This is a genomic window from Acidovorax sp. 93, assembly GCF_003633835.1.
Lineage (GTDB): Bacteria > Pseudomonadota > Gammaproteobacteria > Burkholderiales > Burkholderiaceae_C > Acidovorax > Acidovorax facilis.
In genome coordinates, this window is record NZ_RBIT01000001.1 from 2,224,929 (window position 1) to 2,243,930 (window position 19,002).

Consider the following 19,002-nt stretch of genomic DNA (forward strand, 5'->3'; position numbering starts at 1 on the left):
ACCTCCCGTCTCGGCCCCACATCCAGGTCAGAGGTCATCTATCGCAGCGCAACCAGGCCACTGGCCATTGTGTCCTTGTAGCTCTCGTACCCATCCTCGGCGCGATCGAATTCCTTCCACTGATCCCCGTTCAAGCGCTCCGCAAAGTAAGCGCTCCGCAAAGATGGGGCTACGTGCGTTGATCCGGGCGAAGAAGCGCTCCTGGTATGTCCCGGGCGCGAGCGATGCGCACGTACCCAACGTTCTGCAGTGCGACTTCTGCGCGACCGCGCCGAACCAGAAATGGGCGACCGATGTCACCGAGTTCAATGTAAGCGGCCAAAAGCTCTACCTGTCGGCCTGCATGGACCTGTACAACGGCGAGATCGTCGCATACCGCATGGCAAGGCGGCCGGTCTTCGAGATGGTATCCAGCATGCTTGAGGCCGCGCTCTCGCGGACCAATTGCTTCGCAGGCCTGATCGTGCATTCCGACCAAGGTTGGCACTACAAGATGCAGCCCTACCGAGCGATGCTCGTGCGACGCGGAGTCGAGCAAAGCATGAGCCGCGAGGGCAACTGCTTCGACAACGCGGCGATTGAAAGCTTCTTCGGCCCCCAGAAAGCCGAGTACTTCCATCTCGAAAGGCCCGATAGCATTGATACGCTCGAAGCGGGCGTGCATGATTACGTCCACTACTAGAACCAAGAGCGCATCAAGCTCCGGCTGCAGGGGCTCAGTCCGGTGGAATACCGATTGAGAAGCACCGCCTAATCGGCGGAATCGTGACCATCCAACTTCTGGGGGGTCAGTTCAAAATCGGGGCGATTCACTATTGAATTACACCAACAAGGAAGTACCTGGTTTCCAAATTATCGTGATCGAACACGCGAATCCACGGGGCAAATGATTCCAGGATGCGCTAGTTAAAAAGCCATGGAGCAAACCACCGTCTGTTGTGCCGGAGAACTGGCCGGACCTGAAAGTGGCATCTGAACGAAGCTCGACTACGTATACCTATAAAACCATCACCAGCCAATCAAAAAGAAAGTATATACAGCGATGCAGAAGATCGTGAAATGTGATGCAGTGTTATTGGAAGTTTTGCAGCACAGCAATATAGAAGATATTGATTTTTTAGTGGATGTTCTAACTGATGATGGTGCGGGTCGTGTCGCACTGTCATCGTCCATCAAGGATTTGCTATTAGATCAAAAGGCAGAGAAAAATTACAGCGAGGATGGGCTTCGTAACTTGCTGCACGAATTGCAGGAATACGGCGGACATTCCGCGATGAACTTGTTGCGCAAGGAGCCCGTTTCTTATGATGAGCTGTTAACCGATGTGCACAAGAAACTTAATGGAAAGGACAGCAAAACAAAATCTTCTTGGCAGAAGGAGCGAGAAATCGTCCTTAGCCTGTTTGGCGAAAATTGGCAAAAAATGACTGATCACGAGCGTTGGGCACGTTGTACTGAGGCGAAGGTGGTGAGCGGATTCTTCGATATGCAGGAAAACTTGAACGTCGATGAAAAGGGCATTGTTCTTGGCTTGTCTGCAGCGGCAAGTGCCGCTACTTTTTTAGCGCTGAGAATGTTTCCCCCCGCTGCCGTTGTAAGTGCTCTAAGTTTGGCTTTTCAGTCTGCTAGTCAAGCTTACCGTGTCACGATTCCGTTCATTGCGCAAGTTGCGCGCATAAAAATGCTAGCGGTTAAGGCTTAGTTCGCGTCAAGCCACGAATTCAATTGAAATTGAAGAAGAGGAGCAGATATGAACGATATAAGGTTGCAAGTTGTGCCAAGCATAGAACTCCAGGATGAGCATGGCCGCGCCTTGGTAGAGTTTCATCAAGCTGACGAAACGCATTCAAGCCTCGTATCTCAGACTTCGGAGCTTGACGCGAGCAGCGTGTCTCAATTCAACCACTTGCTGGGATTGGTGCCATGCTCCGCTGCATCGGTATCTGGCAACTCCTCGCAACTGATGACGTGCACTTTCGAATACAGCAAGTTGGTGCAGGCCAAGGACGGCAGTGGTGCTATCGGAGCTGTGTACAAAGAGGGTTCAGAAAAATTTGGGGCACAGGCACGTTTTCACGAGGCCAAGGATCTCAAGTCGGTAGTGACGACAGGATTGGTCTTAAACATCGCCTCGCAGGTGCTGGCACAAAAGCACCTGGCCGATATCAACGAGCGCTTGAAATCTATTGAACAGCAGGTGAAGAGCATTCAGGAGCACCTTGAGCGATCGCGGTTTGCCAAGATTGAGGTCTTTCAGGAGCATTTGCAGCGGTTAGGTGCACTTATTTCGCAGGGCGAGCCGGTGCTTGCTGATTCGCTGCAAGTGTTAGCGCAAAGGGCTCAAGAAGTACGTGCAGAGGTGAATCACATTCGCCGCGACTTAGAGGATGCACATACGAAGGTCAGAGCATTCGATTCAAGCAGCTGGTTTGGTTCTGATAATTTGCGAGAGGCGCTGCAGGGTAAAATTTGGCGAATTAATCATCTTCAGCGTGAGTACTTGCTGGGCATGCAATGCTTAGTGATGGCCAATTTGATTTTATTTATCAAACATGGAGGCAATAAGGAATTTTTGATTGCAGGCGATACTTATTTGGCGGAGCTCAGTAGCGAGGACGGCCTGATGAATCAGTGGAACGCTACCAAGCGACGTGTGAGTTGGCATTTAAGCAAGATGAAACCGGTCTTCGAGCTTGCTAAAAGCACACAGGCTAATGCTGTCCTAGTGGAGGCCAAACTATCGAAAGTTCAGCAGCAGCTCGATGAAGATGTTAAGCAGGTCCGCGAACTGCAGCAAAGGTTAGTGCTCGCTCAGAACCCACGCTTACTGCTGGTACTGGAGGGTGGGCGGGTAAAACGAGGGCAATTTCTACAGTAGTGATCTTTGTTTGATGCTAGCAGCCAACTGGCTGGTGGCCAGTGTCCTAACTACCATCGCAACTCCTCTCACGGCAGCTTTGGGCGAGAGTGCTTGTCGCATAGCCAATAAACGCTTGACCCTAATGACCGTAAGCAGCCCGGCTAACGGGCCTGGGCAGTACCGTCATCCAGTCCTTAGGGATGTCCTGAATAACTCGGATCCATGAGTGCTACAAGGCCGACGTTTTCAGATAGTGCGATGGATGCCGTTTAGCCTGCGTCTTCGCACCACTTTTCACGCCCTTTTGGGCCATCTGCGCCGCTTTCGCGGCCCCTTGCCTGTGTTCAGACGCACTCATCCCTGCGCCCCCAGCAATTGATGGCGCACCATCCACAGATTGGACAGCGCAAACAGCGTCTTGAGCTGCAGCGTGTTCTTCCTCACCCCCCGGTAGCGCACTTTCACATATCCAAACTGCCGCTTGATCACTCTGAAGGGATGCTCCACCTTGGCCCGGATGCTTGCCTTGATCTTCTCCATCTGGTCTATGAGCGCGTCAACGGGGTTGTTCTCTTTGTTCAGCTCTTTGCGTTTGCCCGGACGCATCGCTATGTGCCACGTCACGCCAGCCCGGGCATCCGGGCGTTTGTGCACGCCCTGATAGCCCGCGTCGCCAAACCCGTCTTTCTCCTGCCCGTGCAGCAAGCTGTTGCCCTCTACAACGTCCGCCACGTTGCCAGAGGTGCCAATGACGGTGTGCACCAGTCCTGAGTCTGCGTCCACGCCAATGTGGGCTTTCATGCCAAAGTGCCATTCGTTGCCCTTTTGGCTGGAGTGCATCTCTGGGTCGCGCTTTCTGTCCTTGTTCTTGGTAGAGCTGGGCGCTGCAATCAAGGTAGCGTCTACCGCAGTGCCCGCCTTGAGCAACAAGCCCTGGGCTGCCAATAGTTCGTTGACCGTGGCCAGAATCTGCTCGGCCAGCTTGTGTTTCTCCAGCCGATGGCGGAATCTCAGGATGGTGCTCTCGTCAGGCATTCGCCCATGGACATCAAGGCCTGCAAACTCCCGGTAGATCGGGGTGTCAAAGAAGGCTTCTTCCATCGCCAGATCCGACAAGGTGAACCATTGCTGCATGCAGTGGATGCGCAGCATGCTCTCCAGTGCAAAGGGTGGGCGGCCGTTCTTGCCCTCTGGGTAATACGGGGCAATGAGATCGATCAATGCAGCCCAGGGAACCACCCGATCCATCTGGGCCAGCAGCTCCTGCTTGCGCGTCTTCTTGGTGCTCAGGTTCAGGTCAAGGCTGCTTTGCTTCATGGCTTGCGAGGATGCCACGACTCACCTTGATCTATCAGACTGACCACGAGGTTTTGCAGGATTTCCTTAGATATAAGAGACATCAATGATGTCAAATCTGTCATTGATCTTGCGCTTGCGCACAGCCACTGCCTTAGGCACGCGCCACCGGCATATCCTCCCACCTCGTCGTGTACTGAGGTGTGCGCCTCTCCTGCCTCATACCCCAGTTCTTGCCCTTGTTGGTTCCGCCTGTGGCGCCCGAATGCACGGTGCCTTTTCCGTAGCGCTGGTTGAGCATATCTAACGCCACCATCAACTTTGTCCTGTCCCGTTGGTCCTCCTCTTCCAAGTTGAGTTCGCCCTGCACCACGCTGCCAGGCACCAGATCCAGAAGCATCACTCCAGCCTTGGCCATTTTGTAGCCGGGCTCATAAATATGCCGCATGCCCGCTGCAGCGGCCCACACAAGCTTGCTGGTGTCAGCGGTGGGCCGGCGCAGCGGTACCACCACCGATTTGTTGAAGCGCGGTCCTGGGCGGAAAGGTGATGTATGAGAAAACACCAGCAGCTGGCTGGTCAGACTACCCTGCTTGCGCAGCTTTTCGGCTGCACGGCTGGCGAATTCACTCACGGCTTCCACCAGTGGGGGAAGCTCGGTCACTGCGTGGCCGAATGACCGAGTGAACGCAATCTCTTTCTTGGGGGCGGGGGCATCTTCCAGGTCGATGCACTGCATCCCCTGCAGCTCGCGCACGGTGCGCTCCAGCACGACGCTCCAGCGTCTGCGCACAGTGGCCGGATCCAACCGGGCTAAGTCCAGAACGGTGTGCACGCCCCCATCATGCAACTGTGCGGCAATCTTGCGGCCTATGCCCCACACTTCCTCCACCAGCGTAGCCTTCAACACATCATCCAGATCTTGGGCAGACAAAGTACCAAGGTTGCACACCTGGGCCAGCTCAGCAGGATAGCTGCCCGGTTTGCGTTCAGCCGTCTTGGCGATGTAGTTGGCCAGCTTGGCCAGCGTCTTCGTCTGGCCGATGCCGACTCCGCAGGGGATGCCCACCCACTGGTTGATGCGGTCACGAATGGCGTGACAGCGTTTGGTCAGGTCGCCCTGTACTCCTTGCAGACCTATGAACGACTCATCGATGCTGTAGATTTCCTGCGTGGGACCCAGGCCCGCTGCCAGGCTCATCATCCTGTCGCTCATGTCGCCGTACAAAGTGAAATTCGCACTCAGTGCAACCAGGCCGTGGGTTTCCTCCATGTGGCGGATCCGGAACCATGGCGCCCCCATCTTGATGCCTAGGGCTTTGGCTTCATTGCTGCGGGCGATGGCGCAGCCGTCGTTGTTGCTCAGCACCACCACGGGTCGCCCGTTGAGACTGGGCCGGAACACGCGCTCACAACTCACATAGAAGTTGTTCCCATCGACAAGGGCATACATACCAATGCACTCGCTGGTGCCCTGAATTTAGGACGTGAGGAACAGCTTCACGCAGCCCCGTACAACACCCCAGACCTCGATGGTCTGGCTGTCGCGCGGGATGATGTCGGGATAGGTGGGGTTGGCGGCCTTCAGCTTCATGCGTCCGGCACGTTGGTGCAGGTACTTCACTGTGCATTCGCCATCGACGAGTGCCACTACTATGCAGCCGTGCTTGGGACGAACGGCGCGGTCCACCGCGATGATGCTTCCATCATCAATGCCCGCCTCACGCATTGAGTCGCCACGCACGCGCCAGAAATAGGTGGCCTGCGGGTGTTTCACCAGCAACTGCATGATGTCTAGCCGATCCACAACAAAGTCATCTGCTGGTGATGGAAACCCAGCGCGAACGCTTACGCCGCAGATGGGCAGCGTGAACCGACTTGCCGCCGTATCAAACGGAACGGGAAAAGGTGAATCCAAAACACTGTGCATATTTACAGTATAGCTTCCTGCTGCCAGAATGTTGCCATGTGCACCTATTACGAGGTCCCGAACCGCGAGCAGCTGGTTCTGCACTTTGCAGACGTGCCCGGGGATGAGTGGCGCGACAAGATGAGTCCGCTGTACCGAGGCCCTTTCATGCGTGCTCAAAACAAAGGGCGTGAGTTGGTTGTGGGTCAGTGGGGCATGATCCCACCGCATTCCAAGACGCACATTCCGACCAGCAAAGAGGGAAAGCGCCTAAGCACGGTCAATGCCCGCCGAGAGGGCATGGCCAAGTCATGGACTTACGGGGGCCCTTGGCGCAAGGGGCAGCGCTGCATCATCCCAGCGCAGCTATACGTCGAACCCTACTGGGGCACAGGCAAACACATTCCCTGGCAGTTTTCACGAGCTGATGGCGAGCCCTGGGGACTGGCAGGCCTTTGGAGTGAATGGGCCGACCCCGCAACGGGTGAGGTACTGGCCAGCTACACCATGATCACCCAGAACTGCGATGACACACCGGTGCTGAATCTGATGCACCGGCTAGACCCCAAACGTCCGCCGAACATGCAGGACAAGCGTACGGTGGTGCCGTTGGAGCAGTCTGACTGGGATATCTGGTTGCACGGTGCCGCTGACCAAGCCGAAACGTTGATCAGGATCCCACTACTGGAAAGACTTTTGCACCGCCCTTTGGACTCCACCATCGAGATGCAACTGCCAAACCCACAGCAAGAAGCTACTTGACATCTTTGCGTTGCCAGAGCGCGCTCGCCTCCTGCGGATGAGAGCAGCATTCGCTGAAAGTAGCGCTGGTGATCTGCTCCCCTCCATTTTTCCAGGGGAGTCTGCTTAAAAATCAAGGCTCTCCAGTATTCTCCCTTCATATTGCACAGGAGGGTTTAGCCATGGAGACCTTGGAAGATGACCTGCCATTAGTCAGAACCCGGATGTTGAGGAATTTGCGCGGAGCTAGGAGTGAAGCCGAGTGGGCCGTGGTGCAGGCTGACCTCACGAGGAGCCACCGGTCTGGCGCCTATGTGAACGTGGACGGCGATCAAATTCGGATGATGTTCAAGTCCGGCAGACCTGTCTGGTACGGCACATACATATTCCCAGCGGACCAATTGAACAGCGCCCTGGAACAGGTCGCGACTGAGCTCTCTGCGGGAGGCAACTCGGTCACGAGCTTGGCTACTGTAGTCTCAGGACGATCTGGTTTACTAGGCTTGGCTGAACTCAAGAGAGTTTGGGCTGCGATTAGCCGAGTCATGGAACAAAAACAATGGACATATGGGGCTGTCCACGCGCCGGAGATGGGCGAACAGATCCGGTTGTCTCTGTTGGTGGACTTCCCCACCGTTGAGAGGCGGTTAGTTGCAGTTGTATAAGAACGCAGTAGCCACCCCACCACATTGCATGCGACACATTACGTCGCAGCCACCCGGATGATGGATCTCATCGACAAGGAGAGACCACCATCATGGCAAGACGTACCGCCTACAGCTCATGCAATCCAGCCAGTGTTGAACCGATCATCCGTCTGTGGTTGCTGCGGATCCTGGTTCCCCTGGGGGGATATCGCGAATTTGTGAATCAACACAGATTCAATAACGACACTTTGGCAGAAGTGATCGGACTGGCTCACTGGAACAAGCCCGAAGCACGAGATTTCGATCAGAAAGCCGTGCAGTCCGAGCTGCGCCAATTGCACCAGAAGGCGGAGAGGCAGTGGAGCGGGGAGCGTCAGTCAACCTTCCTGCGTCACAACATCGATCAGTTGTCTGGCTTGGTGGGCTTGAGCACTACCGATTGCAAGGTGTTGGAGTTCACGGTGTCCATTCACAACGAGCGTCTTCTCGACGACGCAACTGAATGGCTGGGAGATCTGTCGTCCATCAAAGTCTTTCATGCCTTGTCCATCATTCTTGATCTGCCCGAGCCAGACATTCGCGCCTCGCTGAGTGCCACAGGCATTCTTGCCAGGTCGGGGTTGGTCATGATGGACCGAAGTGGGCGTGGCGCATTGCGCTACAAGCTGGATCTGCTCTCCGAAGGGTTCGCTGACCAGATGGCTGCCTCCAAAGCCGACCCTATCAGCCTGTTGCGCGGCACCGTGTCTGCGGCAGGCCCCGCTCAACTGAGCTTGGCCGACTATGGCCACATCCAGTCCTCCTTGGAGATTCTGTGCCCCTATCTGCGTAATGCAATGGCCACTGGCCGGCGTGGCGTAAACATCTTCCTGCACGGCGCACCAGGAACAGGCAAGAGCCAGCTCGCGCGAGCCTTGGCCAAGGAGATGGGGTATGAGCTGTTTGAAGTCGCCAGCGAAGACGCAGATGGCGACCCGATCAATGGAGAGCATCGTCTGCGAGCCTTTCGTGCCGCTCAGAGTTTCTTCTGCCAACAGCAAGCACTGATCGCGTTCGACGAGGTAGAAGACGTTTTCAACGATGGCAACAGCTTCTTCGGGAGCAAGAGCACCGCCCAGCTGCGCAAGGCCTGGATCAACCGGATGCTGGAGGAGAACCCAGTGCCCACGCTGTGGATGTCAAACTCCATGCGAGGTCTCGACCCCGCTTTCATCCGTCGCTTTGACATGGTGTTTGAGCTGCCCATCCCACCCAAGACGCAGCGCGAACGGATTCTTCAAAGCAGCTGTGGCGATCTGCTCGATGCCAAACGGATTTCCTACATTGCAGAGGCCGAAAGCCTTGCTCCAGCGGTAGTCGCAAAGGCGAGTTCAGTCATTCGCTTGATCCGGGACGACCTTGGCCCTCAAAAGACGGCAGCTGCGTTGGAGCGTTTGATCTCCAGCACCATGGAAGCCCAGGGGCACGGTCCGCTGCTCTCGCATGATCCAAACAGACTGCCGGAGGTTTACGACCCACGCTTCATCCATGCCGATGTGGATCTGGCCGCCGTAGCCGCAGGCCTCGTCGCTGCACGCTCTGGCAGGCTCTGTCTGTTCGGACCACCTGGCACCGGCAAGACTGCCTACGGACGCTGGCTCGCTCAGCAGCTCGGCGTTCCTCTGCTCGTCAAACGCGCTTCCGATCTGAAATCCAAATGGCTGGGTGAGAGCGAAAAAAACATCGCCAAAGCCTTCCGCGAAGCGCAAAACGAAGGGGCGGTGCTCTTGGTCGATGAGGTGGACAGCTTTCTGCAGGATCGACGGGGTGCCCAGCACAACTGGGAAGTGAGCGAGGTCAACGAAATGCTGACCCAGATGGAGTCTTTCCCAGGGGTGTTTGTGGTCTCGACCAACCTGATGGAAGGGCTGGACCAGGCTGCCCTGCGCCGGTTTGACCTCAAAGTGAAGTTCGACTTTCTGCGTGCTGAACAAGCGTGGCAATTGCTGTCGCGTCACTGCGAGGGACTCGGATTGCCACAACCACAGTCGGAGGAGCAGGCCAGGATTTCACGACTGGGTTCGCTGACGCCGGGCGATTTTGCAACCGTGGTGCGCCAGCACCGATTCCGGCCCATTGCATCTCCTGCCGCCCTCGTTTCGGCCCTCGAAGCCGAATGTGCGGTGAAACATGGCACGAATCGCGCCATCGGGTTTTTGTGAGCACAAACCCATGGGAGAATTTCTTTCAAACAAGAGGGAGTCGGCCTTGCGTGTGCTTTCCAAATCGAAGCTGCTGGCGTTTCGGCAGTGCCCCAAGAGGCTGTGGCTGGAGGTGCATCGCCCGGACCTGCGAGAAGACTCCTCGGCCACCCAGGCCAGCTTTACGGCCGGTCATCAGGTTGGCGACATTGCCAGGCAGGTCTATGACCCCAAGGGCAAAGGCGCGCTGATCGATTTCAAAGTGGGAGGCTTCGAAGCAGCCTTTGCTCGGACGCAAGCGCTCTTGCAGGGAAACCTGCCGATCTTCGAGGCTGGATTCCGCGCCGAAGGAGCCCTGGCCTTTGCCGATGTGATGCTGCCGGTCAAGCGAGGCGGCAAACGGGCTTGGCGCATGGTGGAGGTGAAGTCGTCCACCTCCGTCAAGGACTACCACCGGGACGATGCAGCCGTGCAAGCATTTCTGGCTCGCTCCTCCGGGGTGCCCCTGGCTGGGATTGCGCTGGCTCATATCGACAGTTCATGGGTCTATCCAGGCGGTGGTGACTACAGTGGGCTACTGGTCGAGAACGATCTGACCGATGAAGCGTTTTCACGCGGGACCGAGGTGCGCAGCTGGATCGAAGAATCCCACGGGATCGTTGCCAAGAAGAAGGAGCCGCGGGTTTCAACGGGCGAACAGTGCAGCGCTCCCTATGAGTGCGGCTTCTTTTCCTACTGCCAAAGCAAGGAGCCCCAAGCTGAGCAGCCCTTGCATTGGCTGCCAGGAGCCCAAAGCAAAGGGCTGAAAGTACATGTTGAGACCCACGGGCTGTACGAACTGCGCGATGTGCCGGATGCGTTGCTAAATGAAAAGCAGAGGCGCGTGAAGGTGGTCACGCTCACGGGTCAAACGTACTTTGATCAAAAGAGCGCACAGAGTGATCTGGCCCAGCACAAGCTGCCTGCGTATTTCATGGATTTCGAAACTATCCAGTTCGCTATACCGATCTGGAAAGGCACACGCCCCTACCAGCAGATCCCGTTTCAGTTCAGTGTGCATCGCCTCGCGCGCACCGGGAAGCTCGAACAGCAGGCTTTTCTCGATCTCTCGGGTGGCGACCCCTCAAGAGCCTTTGCTGAAGCATTGATCATTGCGTGCGGTGAGCGTAGTCCCATCTTTGTCTACAACTCTGGCTTTGAGACGGCCAGGATCCGCGATTTGGCGCAACGTTTTCCACGCCTGTCTGAAGCCCTCCTGGCGCTGAACGAGCGCGTGGTGGATCTGCTGCCTGTGGCGCGTGAGCACTACTACCACCCAAGCCAGCAAGGGAGCTGGAGCATCAAGGCGGTACTCCCAGCGCTCTGCCCTGATCTGAATTACGCGGACCTTCATGGTGTCCAGGATGGTGGCATGGCCATGGAGGTTTTTTTGGAGGCGATGTCGCCGCAAACCTCGGCGGCACGCAAGGCTGAGATTGAGCAACAACTTCTGGCTTACTGCGCGCTCGACACTTACGCCATGGTCCGCCTGTGGGCCGCATTCTCCAACTCATCCTTGAAGATCTGACATGGCGAAACGACCCGACACCCTCGAAACGGTCAAGCTGGCCGTCGAACTCCTGCGCCGCATTCCGCGTGGCCGCAAGGTCACTGCCAGCGAACTGCACCAGCAGCTCAAGGATGCTGGGATGGAGCGTGAACTGCGCACCATCCAACGCCAGCTGGAAATGCTCAGCGAGCACTTTGAAATCGAGCGGGACGACCGCAGCAAACCCTATGGCTATCGATGGCTTGAGCAGGCCAAAGCACTGGCCATGCCCAACCTCACGCCACAGGAATCCCTGTTACTGCAATTGGCAGAGGAGCACCTCAAGAACCTCCTTCCGCCCCGACTCATGAAGTCCATGGATGCGTTCTTCAGTCAAGCGAGACGCAATCTGGGCTCGGTGAGCAGTGCACGCCTTGAGCGCGAATGGCCAGAAAAAGTGCGCGTGGTGGCGACGAGCCAGCCTTTGCTGCCTCCCAAAATTGTTGCTGGTGTGTTTGAGGCCGTAAGCGAAGCGCTATACAGCAATCACTGGCTGCACATTGAATACAAGAACGCAGGCGGCAAACGCACCAGCGCGGACGTGATGCCGCTAGGACTAGTGCAACAGGGATCCCGGCTGTATCTCGTTTGCCGTTTCCAGGGCTTTGACAATGAACGCAACCTGGCACTACATCGCATAGCGGCAGCCGAAGTGTCAACGCTCACCTTCGAGCGGCCCAAGACTTTTGACCTCAAGCGCTATGACGATGACGGGCGTTTTGGGTTCGGTGAGGGCGAAAAGGTGCGTCTAATCTTCCGCATCAAACGCAGCGCGGGGATGCACCTGATGGAGTCTCCTTTGTCCACTGACCAGCAAGTGGTTGAGCACGAAGATGGGCACCTCGAAATTACAGCCACAGTCGTCGATAGCGAAATGCTGGAGTGGTGGCTGAGGGGGTTTGGTAATCAGATCTCTGATGTTCAACGCAACCCAATCGGTGAACACCAGAAAGAACGGGGAAATTCGCTATGAGCGTAGGCTGGTACTTTACTGCCCCTTGGAATCCGATACCTGAACGACGCGGCGACGCGCTCGGCTTTCGTGCGGGGTCGGATTATTTCGCCGATCTCATCGCTCCAGGGATAAGTAATGGGACTTCCGATGGTCGGTGGATAACACTGCTCTCGTGGTGCCTCAAGTGGTCACACATTGCATGGCACCAATCGGGTGGCGGTGACCTTTCTGGGCGGGACGCACAGCGTACTAGATACGCGTGGCTTCGACCTCTAGAGCTTCTTTGGGTGGACCGGACGTTGGCATCCGGACAAACGACGGGGCAGCTCCGGGGACGAAGAAGCGTTGAGCGCTGGCGCAAGTCAGGGCGGAAGTCTGTGAACTTCGATATGAGTGATGACCAGTTTCGCCGCTACAGGCAGGTGGGTACCTACGGCGCCTACCGAGTGATCTTCCGTTCTATTTCAGGATTGACAACAGGCGATGGATGGACACTCACTCAGACCGGGCATCAACTTGCTGACCTTGTAAATAAGAGTCTGCCACGCGAGGTACGTCTCAAGCAAGAGAGCTTTGAAAACGGTACCAAATGGGGTCACTGGGCCGATATGGAGGCGCGATTTTGGGTGGAACATGGGTGGTCGTCTGCGGTAGAGAGGGCTGACCGGAAGAACAATTACCACATGCTGCCCACCCCCGATGACGCAATTGATGAGGTGCTGCCTGAGGAAGAGCGCAGCTTGCTTGAACTTGTGTTGTTCAGCGCAGATTCCACGCGGCGGGTCACCGCAGAGGTGTTGGCTGGGGCCAAAGACGTGAAATCGCATGCCGAACTTTGCGACATTTTGGCGAGCTCAAGCAGGCTTGCTGCAAAGATCGCGCCTGCTTCGCTCGCTCCGCTACCCGCTTTCACTCGCCTTGCTGACGCTGCAATGGATGTTATGCGTACGCTCTGGAATGAGATCAATCAGGACACCGAAGATCAAGCCCCGACTTTCGAAAAGCTCACTCGCTTAGATGCACTTCCAAAAAAGTTCAAGCTACTCAACGACGCGAGTCGGGTGTGGCTAGCAGTCGCCGATCGAAAAGCCTTCCCTCATGAACGAGTTGCTACGCAGCTTGCGCAGGCCCAGCTGAATGCAGGTTCGCTGACCGATCAGATAAAAGCGTTGACGAAACATCATCATGAACATGGCGGTGGACGCCTATGGTTTCACGAAAAGGCTGGAAAGGTTGAACCTCTAGTCCCAGCCACGGGTGTTGCTGCGAGTGACTACCGTTTCAGACTGCGCTCTATCTGCTTATTGGCCGCTCAATGTGGCGTTGGAAACATGGATCGTGCATTGATAGCCGCGCGGCAAGCGTTCGAAGAAAATACCAAGGGAGATTTGGCGTGAGTGCGCCAGATTGGAGAGAAGTCCTTCCTCGTCCGCCGCTCAGAGGCCGTCTGAAGGAGGCGTGGATGACCAGTTTCGAGCCGCCAGACGCAGGGCTCCTAGTTGAGCACCTGCTTCCCTCTCTGCTTGGTCTCAATCGCTTGTTCTCGCAGGAAATGCAAGAGCGGACTTTGTTCTTCGGGGAGCTCAGCACGGAGTTAGAAGCCCTTCATGGACGCCTGAACGTCATTTCTTCCCCAGCACGAGAAGAACGAGATGTGTGTCAGTACCCCTGGCTTTGGCGATATGTGAGCCACTTCACAGTTGGTGCGAACTCGCGTGCTGTGCAGCATGCGAAGCTTTGGGCATTCCATTGGCAAGTTGACGGAGCCGAAGTGCTGGAGCTTCACGTGTCGTCGACGAACCTCACGGCATCAGCGTTCAAGGGGCAGGTCCAGGCAGGCTGGAGAGCGATATTGGATCTGTGTCACCCTCCCTCAGAGGGACGCAGAAGAACGTGGGGCAATCTCGTGCCATTTCTTGATGCGCTGGGTGTTTCTGCTGGCACAGTCGCATCTGATCGCGTCCAACGTCTCGTCAGACTTCTGGGCTGCGTCCAATGTCCTGCGGAGACTACGTTTATCGCTAGCATCCCCGGCACCACGAGTGCAGCCCGCCAACTCAAGCAGTTCGAACCGTCACAGATGCACATGTTGGCGCCAACCATCGGCGAGTGGAATGATGGGACATTGATGAATTGGTCTAAAGACGTGGGAGTCGATCCCAGCAAGTTGCGTCTCAAGTGGATTCCCGAAGGACACTCTTGGGCGAACCCCAACTGGTGGTCGCTTTCCAAGTCTGCACTAAAGGTGTTAGCCAACCGGAGCGTCAGACTTGATTGTTTGCAGCCAAAGCCACGTTTTATCGCGGAGCATCAAGATGGTGATAACCGCTGGAGCCATGCCAAGTTGTACCTGATTGTCAGCCGAAGGAGGCGCTATCTGCTCGTGACGTCGGCGAACTGGAGTGCCTCCGCCTGGGGCGCTGGAAAATTGCCGCCGAGAAATTTTGAGCTGGGCGTTGTGTTCGAGACGAACTGGAGAGGCTTGGAAGATGTCGGCCAAAAGTTTGTGGCAAGCTCCGTCCCCTATTGCAGTTGCACAGAACCAAGAACTTCTGATGATCCTCAACTTCAATGGGTTGAGGCGACGTGGGACGGAAAACACATTGAGCTGCATGCACGCAGCGCCGACGACACTACGTTGATCGATGCCACTATCAGGTTCTCAGACGGCACTCAGAAGCAAATCTCGGTCATAGGCAGATTTGCCATTTGCCCCTGGAATGATGCCCAGCGTACGCCTATTGTGGTCCGGTTCACTCAGGCGTATGACGCCCTAGAAGCTGATGTCATAGACCTTCGGGTACCGTCCGAGTTCTCTAAAACGTCGCTGCCAGAAATCGATCCAGACCTTGCGACCGCATTGCGCGAGGCGTTCCTACTTCAGCGTTATGGAGGGCCAGTCGTGGATGTTGATTCCATCCCCGGTCTCAACAGTGCGTCTAGACCCGTTGTAGCAGCACCCTCTGCAGACTACTCAGTGCAGGAATGGGTGGACGCGCGGGCCGCATTTCGTGTCATTGATCGATGGTGCCATGCGCTAGATGAGGCGAAGGCTGAGCTGACTTTGCTTGATCGCGTCCGTTGGGATGGTCAGGAACTCTGCAGACTATACGCACGGCGCGAGGGCCCAGCTGCTGGCCTTGTGGTTGAGGAGCTCGGCTGGCGAATTGAGGAGGAAGCCTGATGAATGATTTCCAGATCGACGCTCGCCGGTGGCGCTTCCTCGGGAACCCGGATCGCTATATCGAGCAGGGATCTGGTGACCTGCAAGTCGAGCCGCTGAGACGGCAGTTCAACACTGCCAGTGAGATTCTCGCGCGCCTCGCTGACGGCCGTGGAGTGATCCTCGCCGATGATGTCGGACTCGGCAAGACCACTGTCGGTGCACTCGTTGCATGGGTCCTTGCTTGTCAGGGCAAGCGGGTTCGTATCTACGCGCCGAACGATATCTTGCGCCGGCGCTGGGCTGAGGAGCTAGAGCGTCATGTACCTATGCTGCAAAAGCGCGGTGGAGATTACAAGGATGTCCATACGAAAAGAATCAAGCAAGGAATCGTAGCCCGGCTAGATGCTGGTCAGATCCAGGTCGCCACCCATCACACCTTGATTAAGCTTAAAGAAGACAAGGAATCGAAGCGACATGCCAAGCCGGACAACGGCTCAAAAGCACCAAGCGGAGCCCCTGATTGCGACCTGATGATTATTGACGAAGCTCACCGTGCCAAAGGTGAGGGCAGCGCGTTCAACGAAGCTCTTCATAAACTTGGTTCCCGCGCAAAACGGAAGCTGATCCTCACTGCAACGCCCTTCAGCATTCGACTTGCCGAGTTGGAACAGCTCCTCCAGTTCGTGGGCGCAACGGAATTCAAAGCGGTCACACACTATGCCGCCGATCTGAAACGCCTCTACACACTTGGCAATGGACACGACGTCGCAGCCGAATCCAAGCGTCTCGTCGACGCTGCGAAAGCCGCGATCGACCAGCTACAGCTATCCCTGATACGCCACGGGATCGACGATCTCTCAGAAGCTGAACGAAAGCACTTCGGTGACGTCGCGGCCACGCCCTGGGATATCGCCACACCACCAGCGTCGTCAGAAGACATCCAATTGTTGTTGCGAATGGACCGCCTACTTCAAATCGCACCTGCGCGGAGAGGGGCGCGGCGCAACGATCCCCGCTTCCACATTGGCTGGCAGCATGTTGAAACCGAGGTCAAACGAGTGGCAGAGCGATGCACCGATCGAGGCAACCAGATCGCGCTTCGCCATATCGAAGAGGCTCAGAGAGCGCTTACTGCGCGACGCACCACAGCACATCCAAAGGTCGCAGCGGTAAGCGACGCAATTCGACCGGTACTCGACGCGGGTGAAAAAGTGCTGGTGTTTTGTCACCACCGCGCTACGGCGGCCGAGCTTCTTGCAGCGCTGGAGCGATCCTCAAAGGCCAAGGATGTTGTCCAAGGTGGTCCGCCCGAGTTCGTATGGCGAGCTGCTTGGAAGCAATTGTCCGAGGATGAAAAATGGAAGCAGCTTGGATTGAGACATGACGATACCGACCTCATAAAGAAACGCGAGAGAAACAAAAACCTCATTCGTCCAATTCTTGACTGGTTTTGTACTCCGGGTCTGCGGGCCCAGATCAGTAGCTGGATTGATGATCCGGCGTCCTCCGCCGAAGCTCTCGCAAAACAGCTCTCAGACATTCGCCCGCGCAACGCAAAGGAGGGCACTCCGTCGATACTTCAGTCAGCGACGAGCTTGGTGAAGGTACTGCTCGACGAGCAATCTACATCGACGCGCAAGCTGCTGACGAACATCAGCTCGGGAGCACGGACTTTCGCCGGTACGGCATCTCACCTTCCGGGAAGGCTTGATGAAGGTTTTCGTGTGATGGGGTCGTGGAGCCATGACGGACATAGTGATGCACCCGCAACTCTCTACACAAGAACGCCTGATGTAGTTATCGCTCTCTTCAATAGTCCGTTCGGGCCAGATGTTCTCGTCGCAACTGACCGACTCAGCGAGGGCGTTGATTTGCACCGTTGGTGCCGACATCTCATCCACTACGAACTCGATCCCAGTCCTGTACGCACCCTGCAGCGCAATGGCCGGGTTCGAAGAGTTGGGTCATGGGCGGCCATCTCAAAGCAGCCACTCAAATACGCATACCCAACTTTTGGTGGCACACGCGACGAGAAGGCTGTTGCCATCATGAGGCAGCGAATCGATGCCTTCGGGATGCTGCTCGGCGGCGTACCCTCCCTGGATGCTGATGAAGATGTTGGTGATCCGAGCTTCGCGAACGCTGTGCTACGGCATGCTGGAAGGAAGCTCAAAGAGCTCAACAGGAGGCTTGTTGTCAGCTGAAAAACGTTCGTCAATAGTGGCGAAGCAATCCAATTTTTGTGATACCTCCACGCCACATTCACACTCAATTCTTCTTGATTAAATCAGCTATCCCAGCGTACTTCGAATTTTTCAATTCAGCACTAACTGGAGCTGTCGAGCAATAAACCGCCCAGGCATCCATCAACTCACGCCGTTTCGCCAACTGCGTGCTGCGCGCATATGCGGCCTCCGCCTTATCTTTAAGTTGATGAGCAAGTGCGTTTTCGATTACCTCTTTAGGAAAGTGTGTCGTATCACCAGCCCAGTCGCGAAAACTGGAGCGAAAGCCGTGCACCGTGATGTCTTTTTGACCCATCCTTCGGAGAATCGAGGTGAGCGTCATATCGGACAACGGTTTGTTTTCCTTTGTGGCGCTTGGAAATATTAGTTCGCAACCTTCCAGTTTTGGAAGGTTGCAAAGCAGATCTTGTGCAGACTTGGAAAGTGGGACCGTGTGCTCCTTGCCCGCTTTCATTCGCCCCGCTGGTATGACCCACTCTTTGCGGTCAATATCGATTTCGGACCAGGTTGCCATCCGAACCTCACCAGAGCGAGCGGCGGTCAGAATCGCAAATTCCAGGGCTTTGACCCCCAGACCCTCTTTCGCGCGGAGTTCCACCATGAAGGTTGGCAATAACTGATATGCCAGGGCGCTAAAGTGCTCTACCTTGGCAATCTTCGATGGCTTTGCAAGAAGAGTGTCTAAGTGCCCCCGCCAGCGTGCTGGGTTGTCACCCTGCCGGTACTTACTGGTGGTGGCCCAAGCCAGAACCGTTTCAATACGACCTCGCAAGCGGGCTGCCGTCTCTGTCTTGGTGGTCCAAATGGGTTGCAGGCACTTCACCACCAGATCGGTATCAATCGAGTTCACCGGTAGCTTGCCCATCAATGGGTAGGCATAGGTTTCCAGTGTGCTCATCCACTGCGCAATGTGCTTGGGATTCTTCCATTCATGGCGCTTGGCCTCAATGCAGGCCGTCGCGCATTCCTCGAACGTCATTTCACGGGCCTTTACCAGGCGGCGCTCGTTCACTTGGGCACGCCGTACGGAAACAGGATCCACCGTCTCTGTTGGATGATGAACCTGCTGCCTAGCCTGAAGCGCCAACTTCCTGGCTTCCGAAAGCCCGACTGCGGCAAGACTACCCAGTCCCATGTTTCGACGCTTGCCATCAGCGCCCGTGTACCGAAAAACCCAGGATCGGGAAGTACCTCGGACAAACAAGTACAGCCCCCCGCCGTCTCCGTGCCAACCATCCTTCAGTTTGTTTAGAACAATTGCCGGCAGTTTGCCGGGCGTGTGCGATCCCACAATGAGCCCTCTGTATACCAATTTCGATGATTTTTAGTATACCTTTTTGTATGCCTTTTTAGTTTGGATAGAGCAAGGTTTTATTGGACGCCAATGGACAATCAATGCAGAACAAATCCATAC

General features: G+C 56.0%; 14 protein-coding genes and 1 pseudogene. 11 read left to right on the plus strand and 4 right to left on the minus strand.

The genetic code is table 11. The annotated features are described in order from the left end of the window. The first annotated feature begins 163 nt into the window (after positions 1 to 163). The 4 genes and pseudogenes from C8C93_RS10035 (at position 164) to C8C93_RS10045 (ending at position 2,878) form a co-directional block, all read left to right on the plus strand. A complete protein-coding gene (locus C8C93_RS10035) occupies positions 164 to 682 on the plus strand; it encodes an IS3 family transposase (protein ID WP_121506783.1) in 519 nt (172 codons plus the stop codon). After that, a pseudogene (locus C8C93_RS25645) lies at positions 683 to 754 on the plus strand (IS3 family transposase); the annotation flags it as partial. 288 nt (positions 755 to 1,042) lie between these two features. Further along, positions 1,043 to 1,702, plus strand: a complete 660-nt coding sequence (locus tag C8C93_RS10040) for a hypothetical protein (protein WP_121506784.1) — start codon at positions 1,043 to 1,045, stop codon at positions 1,700 to 1,702. A 48-nt stretch (positions 1,703 to 1,750) separates the two neighbouring features. Continuing rightward, the gene (locus C8C93_RS10045; protein WP_121506785.1) at positions 1,751 to 2,878 is read left to right on the plus strand and encodes a hypothetical protein; all 1,128 of its coding nucleotides are present in this window, start codon (positions 1,751 to 1,753) and stop codon (positions 2,876 to 2,878) included. 336 nt (positions 2,879 to 3,214) lie between these two features. Here the strand turns inward: C8C93_RS10045 and C8C93_RS10050 are convergent, their stop codons facing one another. The 3 genes from C8C93_RS10050 to C8C93_RS10060 all read right to left on the minus strand — a co-directional run bounded on the left by C8C93_RS10050 (position 3,215) and on the right by C8C93_RS10060 (position 6,086). Further along, positions 3,215 to 4,177 (minus strand): IS5 family transposase, encoded by a 963-nt coding sequence (locus C8C93_RS10050; protein ID WP_121506761.1) that lies wholly within the window; start codon positions 4,175 to 4,177, stop codon positions 3,215 to 3,217. Positions 4,178 to 4,310: 133 nt separating this feature from the next. Continuing rightward, on the minus strand, positions 4,311 to 5,609 hold the full coding sequence (locus C8C93_RS10055) for a Y-family DNA polymerase (protein WP_121506786.1): 1,299 nt from the start codon (positions 5,607 to 5,609) through the stop codon (positions 4,311 to 4,313). 27 nt (positions 5,610 to 5,636) lie between these two features. Next, positions 5,637 to 6,086, minus strand: a complete 450-nt coding sequence (locus C8C93_RS10060) for a LexA family transcriptional regulator (protein WP_121506787.1) — start codon at positions 6,084 to 6,086, stop codon at positions 5,637 to 5,639. Between the two features lie 36 nt (positions 6,087 to 6,122). Here C8C93_RS10060 and C8C93_RS10065 point away from each other — a divergent pair, with 36 nt between their 5' ends. The 7 genes from C8C93_RS10065 to C8C93_RS10095 all read left to right on the plus strand — a co-directional run bounded on the left by C8C93_RS10065 (position 6,123) and on the right by C8C93_RS10095 (position 17,546). Further along, positions 6,123 to 6,827, plus strand: coding sequence for an SOS response-associated peptidase (locus tag C8C93_RS10065; protein ID WP_121506788.1), 705 nt, complete (start codon positions 6,123 to 6,125; stop codon positions 6,825 to 6,827). A gap of 736 nt (positions 6,828 to 7,563) precedes the next feature. Further along, the gene (locus C8C93_RS10075; protein ID WP_121506790.1) at positions 7,564 to 9,654 is read left to right on the plus strand and encodes an ATP-binding protein; all 2,091 of its coding nucleotides are present in this window, start codon (positions 7,564 to 7,566) and stop codon (positions 9,652 to 9,654) included. Between the two features lie 10 nt (positions 9,655 to 9,664). Then, complete coding sequence (locus tag C8C93_RS10080) at positions 9,665 to 11,200, plus strand: DUF2779 domain-containing protein (protein ID WP_233559312.1); 1,536 nt, start codon at positions 9,665 to 9,667, stop codon at positions 11,198 to 11,200. 1 nt (position 11,201) lies between these two features. Then, complete coding sequence (locus C8C93_RS10085) at positions 11,202 to 12,194, plus strand: YafY family protein (RefSeq protein ID WP_121506792.1); 993 nt, start codon at positions 11,202 to 11,204, stop codon at positions 12,192 to 12,194. Between the two features lie 371 nt (positions 12,195 to 12,565). Next, positions 12,566 to 13,573 (plus strand): hypothetical protein, encoded by a 1,008-nt coding sequence (locus C8C93_RS24975; RefSeq protein ID WP_147433754.1) that lies wholly within the window; start codon positions 12,566 to 12,568, stop codon positions 13,571 to 13,573. Between the two features lie 65 nt (positions 13,574 to 13,638). Continuing rightward, complete coding sequence (locus tag C8C93_RS10090) at positions 13,639 to 15,360, plus strand: hypothetical protein (RefSeq protein WP_158603263.1); 1,722 nt, start codon at positions 13,639 to 13,641, stop codon at positions 15,358 to 15,360. Further along, positions 15,360 to 17,546, plus strand: coding sequence for an SNF2-related protein (locus tag C8C93_RS10095; RefSeq protein ID WP_121506794.1), 2,187 nt, complete (start codon positions 15,360 to 15,362; stop codon positions 17,544 to 17,546). Before C8C93_RS10090 ends, C8C93_RS10095 begins: the two co-directional genes overlap by 1 nt. 64 nt (positions 17,547 to 17,610) lie before the next feature. Here C8C93_RS10095 and C8C93_RS10100 read toward each other — a convergent pair whose 3' ends face one another. After that, positions 17,611 to 18,879, minus strand: a complete 1,269-nt coding sequence (locus tag C8C93_RS10100) for an integrase arm-type DNA-binding domain-containing protein (RefSeq protein WP_121508734.1) — start codon at positions 18,877 to 18,879, stop codon at positions 17,611 to 17,613. Positions 18,880 to 19,002: the final 123 nt, after the last annotated feature.